15 protein-coding genes are annotated in these 17,263 nt (G+C 69.7%); 6 read left to right on the top strand and 9 right to left on the bottom strand.

The window, feature by feature from the left end; all coding sequences use genetic code 11:
• Positions 1-243: 243 nt before the first annotated feature.
• Positions 244-1,008 (bottom strand): IclR family transcriptional regulator, encoded by a 765-nt coding sequence (locus tag ACWDNU_RS30880; RefSeq protein WP_449671486.1) that lies wholly within the window; start codon positions 1,006-1,008, stop codon positions 244-246.
• 51 nt (positions 1,009-1,059) lie between these two features.
• Here ACWDNU_RS30880 and ACWDNU_RS30875 point away from each other — a divergent pair, with 51 nt between their 5' ends.
• From ACWDNU_RS30875 to ACWDNU_RS30865, 3 genes are read left to right on the top strand one after another with little or no spacing between them, the layout of a single operon-like run.
• Complete coding sequence (locus tag ACWDNU_RS30875; RefSeq protein ID WP_449671485.1) at positions 1,060-1,851, top strand: SDR family NAD(P)-dependent oxidoreductase; 792 nt, start codon at positions 1,060-1,062, stop codon at positions 1,849-1,851.
• A gap of 37 nt (positions 1,852-1,888) precedes the next feature.
• Entirely contained in the window at positions 1,889-3,001 is a 1,113-nt protein-coding gene (locus ACWDNU_RS30870) for an NAD/NADP octopine/nopaline dehydrogenase family protein (protein ID WP_449671484.1), read from the top strand.
• On the top strand, positions 2,998-3,969 hold the full coding sequence (locus ACWDNU_RS30865; RefSeq protein WP_449671483.1) for a 3-hydroxyacyl-CoA dehydrogenase NAD-binding domain-containing protein: 972 nt from the start codon (positions 2,998-3,000) through the stop codon (positions 3,967-3,969). Before ACWDNU_RS30870 ends, ACWDNU_RS30865 begins: the two co-directional genes overlap by 4 nt.
• Before the next feature lie 37 nt (positions 3,970-4,006).
• Here ACWDNU_RS30865 and ACWDNU_RS30860 read toward each other — a convergent pair whose 3' ends face one another.
• Together ACWDNU_RS30860 and ACWDNU_RS30855 are read right to left on the bottom strand one after the other, a co-directional pair.
• On the bottom strand, positions 4,007-5,062 hold the full coding sequence (locus ACWDNU_RS30860; protein WP_449671482.1) for a tetratricopeptide repeat protein: 1,056 nt from the start codon (positions 5,060-5,062) through the stop codon (positions 4,007-4,009).
• 25 nt (positions 5,063-5,087) lie between these two features.
• Positions 5,088-6,152: a tetratricopeptide repeat protein gene (locus tag ACWDNU_RS30855; protein WP_449671481.1), complete on the bottom strand. Its 1,065-nt coding sequence runs from the start codon at positions 6,150-6,152 to the stop codon at positions 5,088-5,090.
• Positions 6,153-6,357: 205 nt separating this feature from the next.
• On the opposite strand from ACWDNU_RS30855, the gene ACWDNU_RS30850 reads away from it, so the two are divergent.
• From ACWDNU_RS30850 to ACWDNU_RS30840, 3 genes are all read left to right on the top strand, one after another.
• Complete coding sequence (locus ACWDNU_RS30850; protein ID WP_116202978.1) at positions 6,358-7,557, top strand: thiolase family protein; 1,200 nt, start codon at positions 6,358-6,360, stop codon at positions 7,555-7,557.
• On the top strand, positions 7,557-9,665 hold the full coding sequence (locus ACWDNU_RS30845) for a 3-hydroxyacyl-CoA dehydrogenase NAD-binding domain-containing protein (protein WP_449671480.1): 2,109 nt from the start codon (positions 7,557-7,559) through the stop codon (positions 9,663-9,665). The genes ACWDNU_RS30850 and ACWDNU_RS30845 overlap by 1 nt, the downstream gene beginning before the upstream one ends.
• Positions 9,666-9,810: 145 nt before the next feature.
• On the top strand, positions 9,811-11,424 hold the full coding sequence (locus ACWDNU_RS30840) for a PHP domain-containing protein (RefSeq protein WP_449671479.1): 1,614 nt from the start codon (positions 9,811-9,813) through the stop codon (positions 11,422-11,424).
• Positions 11,425-11,463: 39 nt separating this feature from the next.
• Here ACWDNU_RS30840 and ACWDNU_RS30835 read toward each other — a convergent pair whose 3' ends face one another.
• The 6 genes from ACWDNU_RS30835 to ACWDNU_RS30810 form a co-directional block, all read right to left on the bottom strand.
• Positions 11,464-11,865 (bottom strand): PIN domain-containing protein, encoded by a 402-nt coding sequence (locus ACWDNU_RS30835; protein ID WP_449671478.1) that lies wholly within the window; start codon positions 11,863-11,865, stop codon positions 11,464-11,466.
• Positions 11,862-12,149 (bottom strand): type II toxin-antitoxin system Phd/YefM family antitoxin, encoded by a 288-nt coding sequence (locus ACWDNU_RS30830; RefSeq protein WP_449671477.1) that lies wholly within the window; start codon positions 12,147-12,149, stop codon positions 11,862-11,864. The genes ACWDNU_RS30835 and ACWDNU_RS30830 overlap by 4 nt, the downstream gene beginning before the upstream one ends.
• Before the next feature lie 43 nt (positions 12,150-12,192).
• Positions 12,193-13,317, bottom strand: coding sequence for a sensor histidine kinase (locus ACWDNU_RS30825; protein ID WP_449671476.1), 1,125 nt, complete (start codon positions 13,315-13,317; stop codon positions 12,193-12,195).
• Positions 13,314-13,985: a response regulator transcription factor gene (locus ACWDNU_RS30820; RefSeq protein WP_009075614.1), complete on the bottom strand. Its 672-nt coding sequence runs from the start codon at positions 13,983-13,985 to the stop codon at positions 13,314-13,316. Before ACWDNU_RS30820 ends, ACWDNU_RS30825 begins: the two co-directional genes overlap by 4 nt.
• 41 nt (positions 13,986-14,026) lie before the next feature.
• Positions 14,027-15,430 (bottom strand): zinc ribbon domain-containing protein, encoded by a 1,404-nt coding sequence (locus ACWDNU_RS30815; protein ID WP_449671475.1) that lies wholly within the window; start codon positions 15,428-15,430, stop codon positions 14,027-14,029.
• A 251-nt stretch (positions 15,431-15,681) separates the two neighbouring features.
• The gene (locus tag ACWDNU_RS30810; RefSeq protein WP_449671474.1) at positions 15,682-17,166 is read right to left on the bottom strand and encodes a PucR family transcriptional regulator; all 1,485 of its coding nucleotides are present in this window, start codon (positions 17,164-17,166) and stop codon (positions 15,682-15,684) included.
• Positions 17,167-17,263: the final 97 nt, after the last annotated feature.

Genomic DNA, 17,263 nt, shown 5'->3' with positions numbered 1-17,263 from the left:
AGCGAGGGCCGGTGCCAGGTGCGCATCCGTGCGGTGTTCAGCGTCGCGGGCGGGTCGACAGTGGTGGTCATGAGGCTCCTCCCAGAATGGATAGTCGGCGTGACAGGCCGAAGGCCCCTCACGCCGGGCAGCCCCCAAACGCCGGCTTAAAAGCGATCCCGCACGCGGCGGCGGAGCCGACGCCAAAAAACACAGCTGGTGAGCTGACCTACCAAATCAACCCCGTCGGCGAGCTGGTCGAAATCACCCCCGCCGACGACCCAACCTGCGATAACCAAGCGACCGAGCCACCCCCGTAGCCGTCGTAACCACCGCAGGCACCAGATGCGCCACCGATGTCGTCTCCCTTCGCCCCACAACCGCGACCGCAGCAGTAACCCGGCCGGAAGCCTCACGGATCGGAGCAGCAACGGCGACCGCATCATCAGCAAGCTGACGATCAGCGACGCAATACCCAGTGCGCGCGATCTCGGCAAGTTCAGCTCGCAGAGTCTCCGGGTCAGTCGTAGTGTGCTGAGTTTCCGCCGCAATCGGGCTAGTCAGCGCCGATTCGCGAGTATCAGCGGCGGCGTGCGCGAGCAGCACCCGGCCGGTCGCGGTCGTAGTCGCAGGCAGGCGGCTGCCGGTCGTCGTGAGGATGCCAACCGAACGGTGCCCGGCCAGCCGGGCGAGGAACACGACGTCCGTCCCGTCCAGCACCGAGAGGTGCACGTTCTCGCCGGTCGCGTCGAACAGATCGCCCAAATACGGCAAGGCAATGTCCCGGAGGGAGGCCCGGGCCAGCGAGAGCGAGCCGAGTTCCCACAGTTTAAGGCCGAGGTGGTACCCGCCGTGGTCGTCACGGGTCAGCGCTCCCCATTCGGCCAGCTCGCCGACCAGGCGGTGCGCGGTGCTCAACGGCAGGCCCGCGGCCTGGGCGATCTCGGTCAGCGAGAGCACCGGAGTCTGGGCGCTGAAGCAGTCCAGCACCGACAGCAGCCGCGCCGCCGCGGTGGGTCTGGCTTCCATGTGGCGGAAGTCTGATTGAGGCGGGGCCGCGACGCAAGCGACACTGCGCACGTGGGTCGGCCAAGCAAGGAAAACACAGAACACGGCGAGTCCGTTTTGATCACGGGGGCGGGATCGGGTCTCGGGCTGGGAGCGGGATTGACGCTCGCGGCGCGCGGGCACCGGGTGTTCGCCACGGTCGAACGGGACGACCAGATCGAACCGACGCGGGCGGCGTTCGCCGAGCGCGGGCTCGTCGCGGAAGTCTCCCGGCTTGATCTGCTCGACCCGGCTGATCGTGAAACGGCAGCGGCGCTCGACGCGTCCGTTCTGCTCAGCAACGCCGGATTCGGTGCCGAAGGCCCGCTCCTGCGCACGGATTCCGCAGTGGTTCGGAAGACGTTCGAGGTCAACGTCTTCGGCACGCTCGAGCTGACGCGACTGGTCGCCGACCGGCTCGTCGCGGCCGGGCGCGGCGGGCGGATCGTGTTCGTCACGTCGGTGGCGGGGCTGTTCGTCGCTCCCGGCGCGGGTGCGTACGGGGCCAGCAAGTTCGCCCTCGAAGCCATGGCGCAGGCGGTCCGCCAGGAGCTGCGGCCGCACGGAATCGAAGTACGGGTCGTTGAACCTGGGCCGTTTTCCACTGGGTTCAACGAAAAACTCGTGGAGAACGCGCCTGTTTCCGAACACGACTTTTCGGATTTCCTCGCCATGCAGCGCGATCCGGCCCCGGCGATCGAGACGATCGCGCGGGTCGCGGTCGAATCCGGGCCGTACCGGACGATCGTCCCGGGCGAGTTCGGCGGGATCGTGCGCGAGCAGCAAGATCAGTTGTGGGGCGAGACCGACCTCGTCGACCCGTGAGAAAGTGCGACAGCACATCAGCACTAGACAGGAGCACATGACAGTGAAGATCGCGGTTCTCGGGGGCGGGCACGGTTCCTGGGCCACGGTGGCGGAACTCGCCGAGCACGGCCACGAAGTGCGCTGGTGGCGGCGGAACGCCGAGGCGTTGGAAGCGTTGCGCGCGACCGGGGCGGTGGGCGTCCGGGATTACCGGGGCGCCCGTTCGGTGCCGGTGGGCGACGGCGCCGGGGAGATCAACCCGGTGGCAGACCTCGCGGAGGCGGTGCGCGGCGCGGCGCTGATCGTGATCCCGCTGCCGTCGACCACGCACGACGACCTGGCTCCCCGGCTCGCCCCGCTGCTGACCGAGGGCCAAGTAGTCTTCCTGCCGCCGGGCACGTTCGGTTCGATGGTGTTCGCCAAGGCCGTCGCCGCGGCGGGCGGGAGTTCGGAGATCGCGTTCGCCGAAGCCGGGACGCTGCCGTACCTCGCGCGTCGGCATGGCGACGCCGAAGTAGTGATCAGCGGGTACGCGACCCGGCTGCCGACCGGGGTTTTCCCGTTGCGGCTGGCGGAAAGCGCGTTCAAGACGCTGCGCGAGGCGTACCCGAGCATCGAGGACGCGGGCGACGGGCTCAGCGGAGCGCTGATGAACGCGGGCCCGATCATCCACCCGCCGCTGATCACGATGAACGCCGGTCCGCTCGAGCATTTCGCCGCCTGGGACATCCACAACGAGGGCACGCAGCCGTCGATCCGCAGCGTCACCGACGCGCTTGACGCCGAACGGGTCGCGCTGCGCGAAGCGTTCGGCTATGGCGCGCCGCACTTCCCGCTGGCCGACCATTACGCCACCGACGGCGAGGAGTGGATGTACGGCCGCGCGGCGCACGAGCGGCTGACCGACAGCGGCGACTGGCGCGAGAAGATCGACCTCCACACGCACCGCTACATGGTCGAAGACACCCGGCTCGGGTTGTCGCTCCTGGTGTCCGCTGGTCGTTGGGCTGGCGTGCCGACGCCGGTCGCGGAAGGCCTGCTGGCGTTGGGTTCTGCCATCACCGGCCGCGATTTCTACGCCGAGGGACGGACCTTCGAGAACCTCGGCCTGGCCGATCTCGACCGGGCCGGGCTGACCAAGCTGCTGCAGGACGGAGTCCAGTCGTGATCGCCATCGTCGGCGCCGGGCGGATGGGCGAGGGCATCGCGCTGGCCTTCCTCGCGGCCGGACATCCGGTGTTGCTCGCGGACGTCAAGGACCGCACCGAGGAAGAACGCCAGCTCCGCCGCGACGAGGTCCGCAAGCGCCTCGCGGACCGGCTGCGCGCGATGTTCGGCCACGCGGACGCGCTGGAAAGCCTGACGCTGGGCGACCGTTCGGCGAAGGAGCTCGCCCACGCGACCGTGGTGTTCGAGGCCGTGCCGGAGGTCATGGACGTCAAACGCGAGGTGTTCGGCTGGCTCGGCTCGCAGGTGCCCGAGTCGGCGGTGCTGGCCTCGACGACGTCGACCTTCCTGGTCACGCAGATCGCGGAACTCGCTGACCGGCCGGAACGGGTCGTCAACGCGCATTGGCTCAACCCGGCCGAACTGATGCCGCTGGTCGAGGTCAGCCGGAGCGACGACACCGATCCGGCCGCGGTCGAGCGGCTCGTGGAGCTGCTGCGCGAAATCGGCAAGGTGCCGGTGGTGTGCGGGCCCGCCGCCGGGTACATCGTGCCGCGGCTGCAGGCGCTGCTGATGAACGAGGCCGCGCGGATGGTCGAGGAAGGCGTGGCCGGTGCCGCCGAGATCGACCTCGCGGTGCGTGCCGGGCTCGGGCCGCGGTTTTCGGTGCTGGGCCCGCTGGAATTCATCGACTGGGGCGGCGGCGATATCCTGTACTACGCCTCGCGCTACCTGACCGGCGAACTCGGCGAGCGGTTCCAGGCGCCCGCGATCGTCGAGGAGAACATGACCGGCCAGCGGCGAGGTCTTCAGGACGGGGCCGGGTTCTACCGCTTCGACGCGGCCGGGGTGCCGGACTACCGGGCGGCGCGGATCCGGGAGTTCGAGGAGATTTTCCGGCTGCGCGAACCGCATTTGCGGGACGGGACGCCGGTTCCGGTGCGTCCGGAGGACGATTCGGCGGAGTGATTTTCGGTTGGCGGCCGCGGGTTCAGGCCCGCGGCCGTCAGCACTCCGCAAGCCATCCGGCCGCCTGGGCGACGCGCGGATGGGCTTCGCCGAGGATTGCTTTGAGCCCGGCTGTCACGGATTCCAGCTCAGCCGCCGCACCCGCTCGGTCGCCTCGTCGGGCGGCGACTCGGGCCAGAGTCGCGCGGAGGCCGAGCACCATCGGATGTCCCGCTGGCCAGGCACCAGCGGCCAGCACCGCCCGCGCCGCTTGCTCGGCTCCGTCCAGATCGCCGCTTTCCACGCAGGCTCGCGCGAGCGCGGTGCGGAGGGTCAGCGCATCTCGGCCTCGCGCTTCGCCCAGTGCCTGGCGGAGCAGGTCGGCTGCCTCGGGCGCTTGCCCGGCCAGCAGGAGAACGGTTGCCAGGGACTCCCGCAGCTCTGGCTGCTTCTCGAAAAGCTCGCGCATCGGAGCGATCGCCGCCTCCGGATCTCCGGTTTCGGCTCGCACCACCAAGAGGAGCGCGTCTCGTTGCTCGTCGGTCTCGCAGAGCGCTTCCTCGTCCGACAGCAGTTGTTCGGCCGTCTCGTAGCGGGCCAGCGCGCGCAGCATGACGACCTTCCGGCGCCGTCCGGCTCTCGTCCGGGCGTGCGCCGGGCCGAGTTCGGCGGTGCAGTAGTCGACGTGCGCGTCCAGCACTGCGAGCGCATCTTCGTACTGCGCTGCCACGCCATAGGCTTCCGCGAGGAGCAGCTGGGTCTTGAACGTCCCTGGCTGGCGCGCGCCCCAGGTTTCCTCGAACGCCTCCGCGGTGCGTTCCAGCAGCGGGATCGCCTCCGCCGGACGGCCTTGCGACGTCTGGCAATACGCCAGATTCGCCCACGCGGCAAGGGTGTTCGGCTCGCGGGGGCCGAATTCGTCCGTCAACGCGGGCACGAGATCCGTGTAGTGCCGCTCCCCCGCCGCCCAGTCCTCGTTCTTGAGCAGCAACTGGCCCAGCAGGAGCCGCCGGCGCAGGTTCGGCACGCTCTTCGGGTTGCGCGCCTTCGCGAGGGTGGCCTGCAGCGCGGCGATCTCGTCAACCGGCTCTGGCTTCGTGCGGAAGAGTCCCACCTGGACAGTCTGCCCGCCCGGCGATTCAGTCCTTCTTAAGCCACCCGGAAACCTCTACGACATCGGGATGCTTCGGACCAAACGCCTCCGTCAACCCCGCCGCGACCGCCGCCAGTTCACGATCCGCCTCGGCATCCCGGCCGCGTTCCCGGGCCACCCGCGCCAAGGTCGCCCGGGCACCGAGTTTCAGCGGGTGTCCGTCCGGCAGACCGTCGGCCGTCGCGATTTCTCCGGCCAGCGTCTCCGCCGCGTCGAGCTGGCCGCTTTCCAGGTACGCGCGGGCCAATTCCCCGGCCGGGCCCCACTGCTGCGCCGCCGGTTGCGCGGACAGCACGGCGCGGTACAACTCCGCCGCTTCCGCGGGTTCCCCGGCGCGCAGCAGCACGGCGGCGAGCATCTCCACGAATTCCGGCGTGCGGTACTGCTCGGCGAGTTCCCTCGCCTTGTACTGGACCGTCTTCGCCTCGCCGTCCTCCGCCCGGATCAGCAAGCCGACCGCGCGGGCACTGTCGCGTTCGTAGTCGTCTCGCGGCTTACGCGACAGGCCGGAGTTCAAAGAGCGAGCCTCGTCGTATCGGCCGAGTGTCCGCAGCACACTGACCTTCCGGCGCGCGCCCGCGATCGTCAGCTCGTGGTACTCGCCGAACTTGTCCACGCACGCGTTCAAGTGCCTGCTGAGCACGTCCAGCGCCTCGTCGTACTCCCCGGAAACCGAGTACATCTCCGACAGCACCAGCTGTGCCTGCATGGTGGCCGGGTCGTCGGGCCCCATGACGGCCTCGTAGATGTCCACTGTGGACTCCATCAGGTGCACCGCGTCCTCGATCCGGCCCAGCGCGGCCTTCGCCATGGCCAGGTTCAGCCAAGCGCCGAGCGTGCCCGGATGCTGTTCGCCCTCGACGCGCACCTGGGCGTCGGCGAGTTCGGTGTAGTGCTCCTCCGCCGCGGGCCAGTCGCCGGTTTCCACCAGGAGGATGCCGAGCCGGTGGCGCATCGCGAGGCTCTCCGGGGAATCCGGATCCGCGGCTTTCGCCAGTTTCTTGCGCAGTTTCGCGATTTCGGCTGCCGGGTTCGCCCGGAAAAGCGCCATTGCCGTCCCCCGTCCGGTTGGTGCGTTCCCGCCAGTGTGCCGCATGCCACAAGACCCCGGGAGTGTGCCGTCCCCCACTCGACCGGGCCACTGCACTGGTTACCCACGGGTAACAAGGGCTAGGGTGCGGGCAGGAACACTCTCTACTTCAGGAGCATTCGTGGCCGCACCAGCAACGCCGCCGCTCGCGCCCACCGCGCGAGGGGTGCGCAATGTCGTCTTCGTCGAAGGGGTACGCACGCCCTTCGGCAAGGCGGGCGACAAGGGCATGTACGCCGGGACCCGGGCGGACGACCTCGTCGTCAACGCCATCCGCGAGCTGCTGCGGCGGCATCCGGAGCTGCCGCCCGAGCGCGTGGACGAGGTCGCGATCGCCGCGACGACGCAGATCGGCGACCAGGGCCTGACCATCGGCCGCACCGCCGCGCTGCTCGCCGGGCTGCCGAAGTCCGTGCCGGGCTTCGCGATCGACCGGATGTGCGCGGGCGCGATGACCGCGGTGACCACTACCGCGAGCGGCATCGGCTTCGGCGCGTACGACATCGCCATCGCCGGCGGCGTCGAGCACATGGGCCGCCACCCGATGGGCGAGGGCGTCGACCCGAACCCGCGGATCGTCGCGGACAAGCTGGTCGACCCGACCGCGCTCGTGATGGGCCAGACCGCGGAGAACCTGCACGACCGCTTCCCGGAGATCACCAAGGAGCGCACGGACGCGTTCGCCGCGCGCAGCCAGGAGCGCTACGCCGAGGCCGTGAAGACCGGCAAGATCGGGCCGGAGCTGGTTCCGGTGGCGACCAAGTCGAAGGAACTCGGCTGGGGCCTCGCGACCGAGGACGAGCCGCCGCGCCCGGGTACGACCGTCGAGCAGTTGGCGAAGCTGAAGACGCCGTTCCGCCCGCACGGCCGGATCACCGCGGGCAACGCGGCCGGTCTCAACGACGGAGCCACCGCGGCGATCCTCGCCGACGAGGACACCGCGCGCGAGCTGGGCCTTCCGGTCGGGATGCGGCTGGTCGGCTACTCGTTCGCGGGCGTCGAGCCGGAGGTCATGGGCATCGGACCGGTGCCGGCCACCGAGAAGCTGTTCAAGCGCACCGGTCTGTCCATTGAGGACATCGGCCTGTTCGAGATCAACGAGGCGTTCGCGGTGCAGGTGCTCGCGTTCCTCGACCACTTCGGCATCGCCGACGACGACCCGCGGGTCAACCAGTGGGGCGGCGCGATCGCGTGCGGCCACCCGCTGGCGTCGTCCGGCGTGCGGCTGATGACGCAGCTGTCGCGCCAGTTCGCCGAGCGCCCCGACGTGCGCTACGGCCTCACCACGATGTGCATCGGCATCGGCATGGGCGGCACCGTGATCTGGGAAAACCCGGCCTACAACGGCTCTGAGGGGGCGAAGTAATGACTTTCACCGCTGAAGAGGCGAAGGCCGCGTTCCCGGACGAGGTCGTGACCAACGCCGTCACCAACCTGGTCAAGGTGCCGGGGCTGGACAAGCCGGTCGCGCTCATCACCTTGGACAACGGCCACGACCACACCCGGCCGAACACCTTCGGCCCGCAGGGTCTCGTCGCGCTGAACGCCGCGCTGGACAAGGCGTTCGCCGCCGAGCCCGCCGCGATCGCGGTCACCGGCAAGCCGTTCATTTTCGCCGTGGGCGCGGACCTTTCCGGCGTCGAGGCGGTGTCGGACCCGAAGCTGGCGCGGGAGATCGCGCAGACCGGGCACGACGTGTTCCGCCGGCTCACCGAGTCGAAGATCCCGACGTTCGGGTTCGTCAACGGCGCGGTGATGGGCGGCGGGCTCGAGCTCGCGCTGTCGTGCCACTACCGGACGCTGTCGGAGAACACCGCGGCGATCGCGTTCCCCGAGGTGTTCCTCGGCCTGTTCCCGGGCTGGGGCGGCACGCAGCTGCTGCCGAACCTGATCGGCCCGGACGCCGCCGTCACCGTGATCATCGAGAACGCGTTGGCGCAGAACAAGATGCTGAACGTGCGCAAGGCCGCCGAGCTCGGCATCGTCGACGAGGTCTTCGGTTCCGCGGACTACCTGGAGCAGTCGCTGCTGTGGCTGGCCAAGGTCATCAACGGCGAAATCACCCCGGCCCGTCGCGAAATCGACCGCGGCGCGGAGTGGGACGCGGCCATCGCGCGTGCCAAGTCCATCGTGGACGGTCGCACCCACGGCGCTTCGCCGGGCGCGACCAAGGCGGTCGAACTGCTTGAGCTGGCGCGCGAGAACGATCTCGACCGCGGTTACGCGGCGGAGACCGACGGGCTCGCCGAGCTGCTGATGTCGGACGTGCTGCGAGCCGGGCTGTACTCGTTCAACCTGGTCAACAAGCGGGCCAAGCGGCCGGCCGGCGCGCCGGACAAGTCGTTGGCGCGCAAGGTGAACAAGGTCGGCATCGTCGGCGCGGGCCTGATGGCCAGCCAGCTGGCGCTGCTGTTCGTGCGCCGCCTCAAGGTGCCGGTGGTGCTCACCGACGTCGACCAGGCGCGCGTCGACAAGGGCGTGGGCTACGTCCACGAGGAGATCGACAAGCTGCTGGCCAAGAAGAGGGTGTCGCCGGACGGCGCGAACCGGCTGAAGGCTTTGGTGACCGGCTCGCTCGACAAGGCCGCGTTCTCCGACGCGGACTTCGTGATCGAGGCCGTTTTCGAAGAGCTGGGCGTGAAGCAGCAGGTGTTCGCCGAGCTGGAGCAGCACGTCTCCCCCGAGACGATCCTGGCCACGAACACCTCGTCGCTGTCGATCACCGCGATGGCCTCGAAGCTGCAGCACCCGGAGCGCGTGGTCGGCTTCCACTTCTTCAACCCGGTGGCCGTGCTGCCGCTGCTGGAGATCGTGCGCGGCGAGAAGACCGACGACGCGGCGCTGGCGACCGCGTTCTCGGTCGGCAAGCAGCTGAAGAAGTCGAGCGTGCTGGTGAAGGACGCGACGGCGTTCGTCGTGAACCGGCTGCTGCTGCGCTTCCTCGGCGAGGTGCTGGTGGCGGTGGACGAGGGCACGCCGTTCGACGTGGCCGACTCCGCGCTGGAGCCGCTCGGCCTGCCGATGTCGCCGCTGAACCTGATGCAGCTCGTCGGCCCGGCCATCGCGCTGCACGTCGGCGAGACGCTGCACGGCTCGTTCCCGGACCGCTTCACCGTGAGCGAGAACCTGGACAAGTTCGTGAAGGCGGGCAAGAAGGGCGTGTGGACCTGGGACGCGACCGGCACGCCGTCGGTCGACCCGGAGGTCGCCGCGCTGTGGACGCAGGGCGACAAGCCGTCTACCGCCGAGCAGGTCCGCGACCGCGCGCTGAACGCGATCGCCGAAGAGGTCCGGATCATGCTCGACGAGGGCGTCGTCGCGGAGGCCCAGGACATCGACCTGTGCCTGATCCTCGGCGCGGGCTGGCCGTTCTGGCTGGGCGGCATCACGCCGTACCTCGACCGGGCAGGCGTCTCGGAGCGGGTCAACGGCAAGCCGTTCCTCTCCCAGGGCGTCGCTTCGGTTCCGGCGTAAGACCTTGGCGGAGCCGCCCTGTTTTCCGCAGGGCGGCTCCGCCGTGAACCCGGACACACCGAGCGCTTCGTGACCTTCCAGGCACCAGCCGTTCACCGCTGCCCCATAGCGTCCTGCCGAATCGTTCGAGCAGGTCAGGAGCAGGATGAACACCACGGACCCGGGCGGCGTTGGCCGTCGCGGATTCTTCAAGCGGGCGGGGCTCGTCGGCGCCGTCGCGGCCGGGGCCCCGGTGCTGGCCTCGGGCCAGGCCGACGCCATGGACCTCGATCTGGGGCTTGACCTCGGGATCGATCTCGACTGGCTGTTCGGCCGCCGCTACCAGTGGGTCGTCGGCGATCACCACACGCACAGCCAGTACTCGTACGACGCGATGTACACCATCGACCGGATCGCGGCCGGCGCGCGCGAACACGGCGCGAAGTGGATCGTCTTCACTGATCACGGACACGCGACGCACGAGAAGTCGTCCGTGGAACCGACCAGCCGCGACGTGCTTGCCGCGCAGCGAAGGCATCCGGATCTGCTGCTGTGGCAAGGCATGGAGTGGAACGTGCCGGGCGCGGAGCACGCCACGCTGTTCTTCCAGGCCGGGCGCGACCAGGCGAACGTGCTGCGCGAGTTCGAGCGCGGTTTCGACTGGCGGCTGACCGGTTCCGAATCCTCCAGCCCGGAGCACGAAGCGTTGGCGCTCAAGGGTTTGCGGTGGCTCGCCGAGCAGGAACGCAACCGCCGCATCCACGCGCCGGTCGTGCTGATCAACCATCCGCTGCGCAACGGCCGCGTGTCGCCGCACGAACTGCGCAACTACCGCGACACCGCGCCGGGAATCGTGATCGGCATGGAAGGCGCACCGGGCGCACAGGCCGACGGATTTCCTAAGCCGCAAGGCAATGGCGGCGCCCGGGGCGGCTACGGCAACAACCCCGGCGGCGACTCGTGGCCCGGCTTCCCGGCCGAGGCGTACCGCACGTACGGCGGCTGGGACTGGACCACCGCGAAGGTCGGCGGACTGTGGGATTCCCTGCTGGCCGAAGGAAAACCGTGGTGGATCACCACGAACTCCGACTCGCATTACAATCGCGGCGACCAGCTGGTGCGCCCGGCGGTGCCGGACGGCTGGTACGAACAGAACGGCAAATACCCGGACCCGGTCGACAGCGGGGTGCCGCAGTTGTCCGCTCCGTACGCGGATTTCTACCCCGGCGAGTTCAGCCGCACGGTGGTCGGCGTGCGACGCCCGGGCTTCGAGGGTGTGCTGGAGGGTCTGCGCGCGGGCCGGATTTGGCTGTCTCATGGCGGTTTGGTGCAGCAGCTTGAAGTCGGCGTGCTCGGCGGCGGCGACTGCGCGACGTTCGGCGGACGGCTGCGCGTGCGCCGCGGATCGACCGTGACGGTCGTTGTTTCGGCGGTGACCGCGTACCGGCCGAACGGGTCGGGTTCGGTGCCGCGGCTTGGCCGCCTGGACCTGATCTCGGGCCCGGTCACTGGCCCGGCGGCGGATCGCGACGCGATGACTGCGCCGGGTACGCGGGTGGTGGAGTCGTTCACGCCTTCGCGCGGATATGCGGGACGGCGGGTGATGTTCAAGCACACGTTCCGCAACGTGCGGGAGCCGTTCTACGTCCGGGTGCGCGGAACGGACGGGAAGCGGCACGCCGCCGGCGGGATCGAGCCGGCGATGGACGTGATCGGGCAGGCGAATCCGTACGAAGACCTTTGGCTGTACGGGAATCCTACGTTCGTGGACGTCCACTGAGGACAGTTCGACGGCAGGCGCGGTTTCGGCCGCGCCTGCTCAGATCTCGACGACGGAAACCAGCCGATCCAGCCCCACGAAGTCCTTCAGATTCCTGGTGAGCAGCGGAATCTGCTGCGCCGCCGCGGTCGCCGCGATCTGCAGGTCCATCCGGCGAGGGCGCGGATCCCGCCCGAACCGCCGGACCAGCGCCGCGCCCGTGCCGTACATCTTGGCCTCGTCGACTCCGAACGGCAGCACGGTGAAATGGTCGAGAGCGCGGCGGTAGCGCTCGACCCGTTCCGCGAGCCGGATGGGATCGTCGGTGGCGAGACCGTAAGCCAGTTCCGCAATGGTCACCGCACTGACCGCGGGCACCGCGGCCGCGTACGAGCCGAGGTCGAGCCGTTCGAGATCGATGACCACCGAGGTGTCGAGCAGCACCCGGGACGGAGCGGTCACTGGTCTTCGCCGGGCTCGCCAAGGCGGTCCGGCCCGAAGACCGCGTCGTCGGCTTCCCGCTCGCGACGCCATTCGGCGCTGTCCATCGGCGGCAGCCCGCGGAAAGCTTCCTGGATCTCGCCGAGCGTCCGGCCCCGCTGCGGTTCCTCCGGCGCGCGATGCGGCACCAGGTCGGCTACCGGCTTCCCGTTGCGGGTCACCACGAACGACTCTCCGGCCACCACGCGCCGCATGATCTCCGCGTTGTCGTTGCGCAGCTCTCGCTGGCCGATTGCGTGCCCCATAGCCAGGATTGTAGCACCTTTTCGATAAGGTGCTACGGTTGTGCTACACCGTGGGCAGCCGCACCGTCACCGCCAGTCCGCCTCCCACCACCGGCTCCGCGGACACCGTCCCGCCGTGTGCCTGCACCGCCGCGCGCACGATCGACAGCCCCAGGCCCGCTCCCGAACGCGCCGTCCGGGCCACTCCGGCACGGCGGAACGGCTGGAACAGCTCCGGCACCGCCGCCGGGTCCAGCAGGCCGCCCGACGAGCGCACCCGCAGGACCGACCACTGCGCGCCCGGTTCCGTCGTCACCTCGATCCAGCCGCCGTCGACGTTGTGCCGCACCGCGTTCTCGACCAGGTTTCCCGCGATCCGTTCCAGCAGAGCCGAATCCCCGATCGCCGGGGACGGCTGCATCACGAAATCCGCGCGCAGGCCCCGTTGTTCGGCTTCGCCGCGGACCGCCGACCAGGCGCGCTCCACGAGCACCGTCAGGTCCACCAGTTCCCGCGTCACGAGACCGGCTCCGTCGGTGCGGGCCAGCAGCAGCAACGAATTCACCAGCTGGCCGGCCCGGTTCGTCGCGTCCAGAACCACCCCGGCCATCCGGCGGAACTCGGCCTCGTCGGCGTGTTCGTCGGACAGCGTGACGTCCAATTCCGTCCGGATCACCGACAGCGGGGTGCGCAATTCGTGGCTCGCGTTGGCCACGAAATGGCGCTGCGAATCGAACGCGTCCTGCAAGCGGTCGAGCATGGCGTCGAAAGTCCGGGCCAGTTCGGCGAGTTCGTCGCGCGAGCGGATCTCGCCGATGCGCTCCCCCATCGACTCGATCGACAGCCGTTGCGCGGTCCCGGTGATCTCGCGCAGCGGACGCAGCACGCGGGAAGTGAACGTCCAGGCCAGGATCGCCGCCGCGGCCACCACGAAGCAGAACGCCAGCGAGCCGAAAACCAGCACCCGGCTGACGGCGTGCGTGCGCAGATGCTGCGCGAGCGTGGACGCGTCCACGTCGATGCCGTCGACCCGGACGATCGTGCCCGGCGGCATGTGCGGCACGGCGTCGACCGCGTCGCCGACGAGCGTCCACGCCAGCCACAGCAGCAACAGCCCCGCCGCGGCGACCAGGACGGTCGCCAGGACGGTGACGCGCACCCGCAGGCTGCGGGCGCCGGGAAGCTTCACTCGGAACCGGCGACCGACACCCGGTAGCCCGAGCCGACCACGGTCTCGATGATGCCCGGTTCGCCGAGCTTCTTGCGCAAGGTCATCACGGTGACCCGGACGGTCGTGGTGAACGGGTCGGCGTTCTCGTCCCACACCCGTTCGAGCAGTTCCTCGCTGCTGACCACGGACCCGCCGGCGGACAGCAGCACCTCGAGCACGCCGAACTCCTTGCGGGTCAGCTCGACCGGCCCGCTCGCCCGCCGGACGGTGCGCTTGGCCGGGTCCAGCTCGACGTCGCCCGCGGTGAGCAGCGGCGGCGCGGCGGGCGTCGCGCGGCGGCCGAGCGCCCGTACGCGCGCGACCAGCTCGGGGAAGGCGAACGGCTTGGCGAGATAGTCGTCCGCGCCCAGCGACAGCCCGTCGACCCGGTCGGACACCGAACTGCTCGCGGTCAGCATCAGCACCCGCGTCAGCTCGCCGGACGTGACGATCTCGCGGCACAGGTCGTCGCCGGACATCCCGGGCAGGTCGCGGTCGAGCAGCACCACGTCGTACCGCGTGACGGACGACTTCTCGTGCCCGTCGTCGCCCGTGAGCGCGATGTCGACGGCCATGCCCTCCCGCCGCAGCCCGCGGGCGATCGCGTCGGCCAACGGCTCTTCGTCTTCGACTACCAGAACTCGCACCAGACCACAATCCCATAGTTTCCTGAGAGCACCTGAGAGAGTCATGCAACGCGGGGATGAGCGTGTGCTTTCGCCGCTAGGGCAGCCGACGTGGGTGCGACTCGTGGCACCGTTGTGTTGCGTCGCTGAACCACGTCGGCAAAGCTCAGTCCCCAGCGGGCCTGGAAGTCGTTGTCGAGTGTGGTCAGGACGTGTCCACGAGGCCGATCGAGCCAGTGCCGTTTGCGCTGGGAACGTCCCAGGATCGTACGGGCACCGCCGATGTCGGCGTGGACGATTTTGCCGCAGAACCGGCACCGGAAGGTGTCCTGGGTTCGGCGGTTGCCGGGGTGGGTGTATCCGCAGCCGCCGCATTCGCGGCTGGTGTGAGCAGGGTTGACTTCGACAGCGGACAGTCCGGCGTCTTCGCGCAGGGAGCCTGGTTCAGCTCGCACAGCTCCGCGTCCCGCGATGGTCGTCAGGCGGCGCATCCGGCGGGAAAGCTGGCCCTGCCGCACCATGCCCTGGAAGTCCAGCCGTTCGACCGCCAGAGTCATGATGGCGGGGTCGGCGGCAACGCGGTTGAGACAGCGGTTGGTTTCGTTGGCGACGAATCCGCGGATGTCGTTGACCAGCGCCCGGTAACGCCGCGAGTTGCCAAGTTCGATTCCGTTGCGCTGCAACGACGCCACGAGCGGCTGCAACCGGTCATCATAGGCTCGGAGCCGGTCGAGGAAGCCGCGTCCGTGCAGGTGGCCGTCGCTGGTGGCCAGCAAGGTTGACATACCCCAGTCCACGCCGACAGTACGTCCGCCCTCACGCGGCTCGGCGACGGGGGTACGGACCGCCAGCCGATAGGTGACAACGCCGTCCTTGGCGACGCAGATCTGGCAGTGGTTGGCCAACCGCGCTTCCGGCTTGGCGAGGCGCTCGAGGAAAGCGCGGTGGGTGTGCAACGGGATCCGTACCGGCTTGCCCGCCTGCAGCGTGGAGACCCGCACCCAGTAGTCGGCGTGCGCTCCCTTGGAGATTTCGACGGCGGCGATTTTGCCGTCCATCACCATAGTGCGAACCCGCCGCATATCCGGTTGCCTGACCCGAGTTCTGATCTGCTTGAAGATGCGACGGGCCAGTTTCAGCACCTCAGCCCGGACGCTGCGCTTGCCGGAGACCGCCGCCTGCTCGCCTGTCACAGGAGTGTGCCAGGCGTGGGCTTTGCTGAGGTAGAACAGGTCCCGTTTGCACGCCTCCGAGAGGGCGCAGCGAGCGACGATACGCCGGAACTCGTTCTCGCAATTGCCCAGCCATGACCGGTGTGCCGCGATCGCCTGCGCGACTACCGAATCCCACTGGCGCCGCGAGAGGCCGCCGCCCCACGTTTTGGTGTCGATCCACCGCGGCAGGACTCCGGTGGTGAAAAAAGCGGTGACCGCTTCGGTTGCGCTCGCCCTAAACCGGTTCGCCACCGTGGCAGCAGGGCTGCCACTCGAGCGTGCTTGCCCTCATTGGCACTGGACCGCAGCCGGAAGGAACGGGCAACAGCCACGCTCCTCCCTTCCTCCCTGAGCCTCGTCCACGCCTGGCGGTTCACGCGCCAACCGGGATTCAGAATTCGCCGCGAGTTCCGACGAGGACTTTCCGACAACTTCATCTGAAACTACTGTACTTCACCATTAATCGGCGAACGAGTGCGCAAGACCTGATTGGACACTCGCGTTCAGCCCCACCGCAACGCGAACCACAGGCGCATCCGCGTTTCCGGATCGGCCAGCTCCGCTCCCAGCGCCCGTTCCACCTGTCCGATCCGGTGCCGCACGCTGTTGCGGTGCACGCCGAGTTCGGTCGCGGTTCGGTCCCAGCTCCCGTGGTGCGCCAGCCAGGTCCGCAGGGTCGGCACCAGCTCGCGACCGTGCGCGCGGTCCAGTTCGCGCAGCGGAGCCAGCAGGCGTTCAGCGAACGCACCGGCAGCGGCGGGCGGGATCAGGTTGTCGAAGCCGAGCGGGTCGGCGTTGGCCGCCAGCGGGCGGGACAGCGCGCGAGCACGGGCCAACAGCAGTTCGGTTTCCGCGACGGCAGCCGGGAGATCCACGGCGGGGTGCGGCGGGCTCGCTACCGCCAGCCAGCCGTGTTCGAGGAGGCCGTCCAGGGTGCCGAGTTCGCCGGTGATGGCGTAGAACCGCGGCCCGGGCAAAACCTGGACCAACGGGGTGTCGAGGCGGGCGCGAAGCCAGTCCGGGCGTCGGGCCAGCGCGTCCGGGCCGCGTCGGTGGGCGACTCCGGCGACGAGCCGGGCCTGGTCGCCGCCGACGACTCCGGCCAGCGCGTCCGAGCCGGGGCCGCCGAGCAGCAACGCCGTGGCGGCGGCGCCGAGTTCCGCGCTGTCCGATCCGGCGCGGCCGACGAGTCCCAGCAGCGCCGCGCCGACGGCCAGGATCGCCCGGTCCCCGCTGTCGAACCGCTGCGCGCGGCCGACGACGACCAGGTGCGCGGCGGTCGCCTGCGGGTACACCGGTTGCGCGACGACGTGCGTGCCGTCCGGCAATTCGGTGGAGGCGATGCGGATTCCGGAGCGGGAACGCAGGGTCGCGAGCAGTTCCGTTACCGCCGACGGCAATGGCTGCGGTGCGTCGTAGCCCGCGGCCAGTACGTCTCCGGCGCCGACCATCGCGACCCACCCGCGGAGGCGTCCGGCGAGCGCGGTGACCAACTCCCCCAGGCCGCCGCCTGCGGCTCGCGTCAGCGCTTCGCGGCCTTCTGCCAGCCGTCGTTCTTCGTGCCGTCCAGCTTCGGCGAGCGCGACTGCGACGGCGCGGTTGATGGCCAGAAACGGCGTCGCGGGCGGAACGACCAGCAGCGGCAGACCGTGTTCCGCGCAGGCGTCACGAAGGGAAGACGGCAGGGTTTCCGAGACCGTCGGAGTGAGGCCGAAGCCGAGCGCGGTGACGCCCGCGTCGCGCAGGCCCCGGACGTAGCGGTCGGCGTCCTCAGGCAGGTTCACGCCCGCGGTCAGCACGAGTTCGGCGCCCACCAAGTACGGCGCGGGGTCGGCCAGTTCGCTCACGTGCGCCCACCGCACCGGCCGGTCCAGCGCGCCCGGGCGCAGCGTTTCGGGCACGACGTCGAGCGCCAGCTCCGGGTTGCCCGCGACGGTGCGTAGTGGAACTGTCACCTCTGCGGGCAACAGCACGTCGTGGTGGGTCATTTCGGCCAATCTTCCGCGAAGTCCTGGATACATCGTCCCATGCCGCCGCGGGGTCGCCCGACCCTACGGTGTCCCGCAAGAACCCCACCCTGTTTCA

Source organism: Amycolatopsis sp. NPDC003676 (assembly GCF_053587275.1).
Note: the sequence above shows the minus strand (reverse complement) of the source record. Positions and strands in the feature narration are given on the sequence as shown.

Coding starts and splice junctions, on each gene's coding strand:
- ACWDNU_RS30840 (WP_449671479.1), top strand. CDS start 9,811: ATGAACACCACGGACCCGGGCGGCGTTGGCCGTCGCGGATTCTTCAAG.
- ACWDNU_RS30880 (WP_449671486.1), bottom strand. CDS start 1,008: ATGGAAGCCAGACCCACCGCGGCGGCGCGGCTGCTGTCGGTGCTGGAC.
- ACWDNU_RS30810 (WP_449671474.1), bottom strand. CDS start 17,166: ATGACCCACCACGACGTGCTGTTGCCCGCAGAGGTGACAGTTCCACTA.
- ACWDNU_RS30855 (WP_449671481.1), bottom strand. CDS start 6,152: ATGGCGCTTTTCCGGGCGAACCCGGCAGCCGAAATCGCGAAACTGCGC.
- ACWDNU_RS30830 (WP_449671477.1), bottom strand. CDS start 12,149: ATGGGGCACGCAATCGGCCAGCGAGAGCTGCGCAACGACAACGCGGAG.
- ACWDNU_RS30845 (WP_449671480.1), top strand. CDS start 7,557: ATGACTTTCACCGCTGAAGAGGCGAAGGCCGCGTTCCCGGACGAGGTC.
- ACWDNU_RS30870 (WP_449671484.1), top strand. CDS start 1,889: ATGACAGTGAAGATCGCGGTTCTCGGGGGCGGGCACGGTTCCTGGGCC.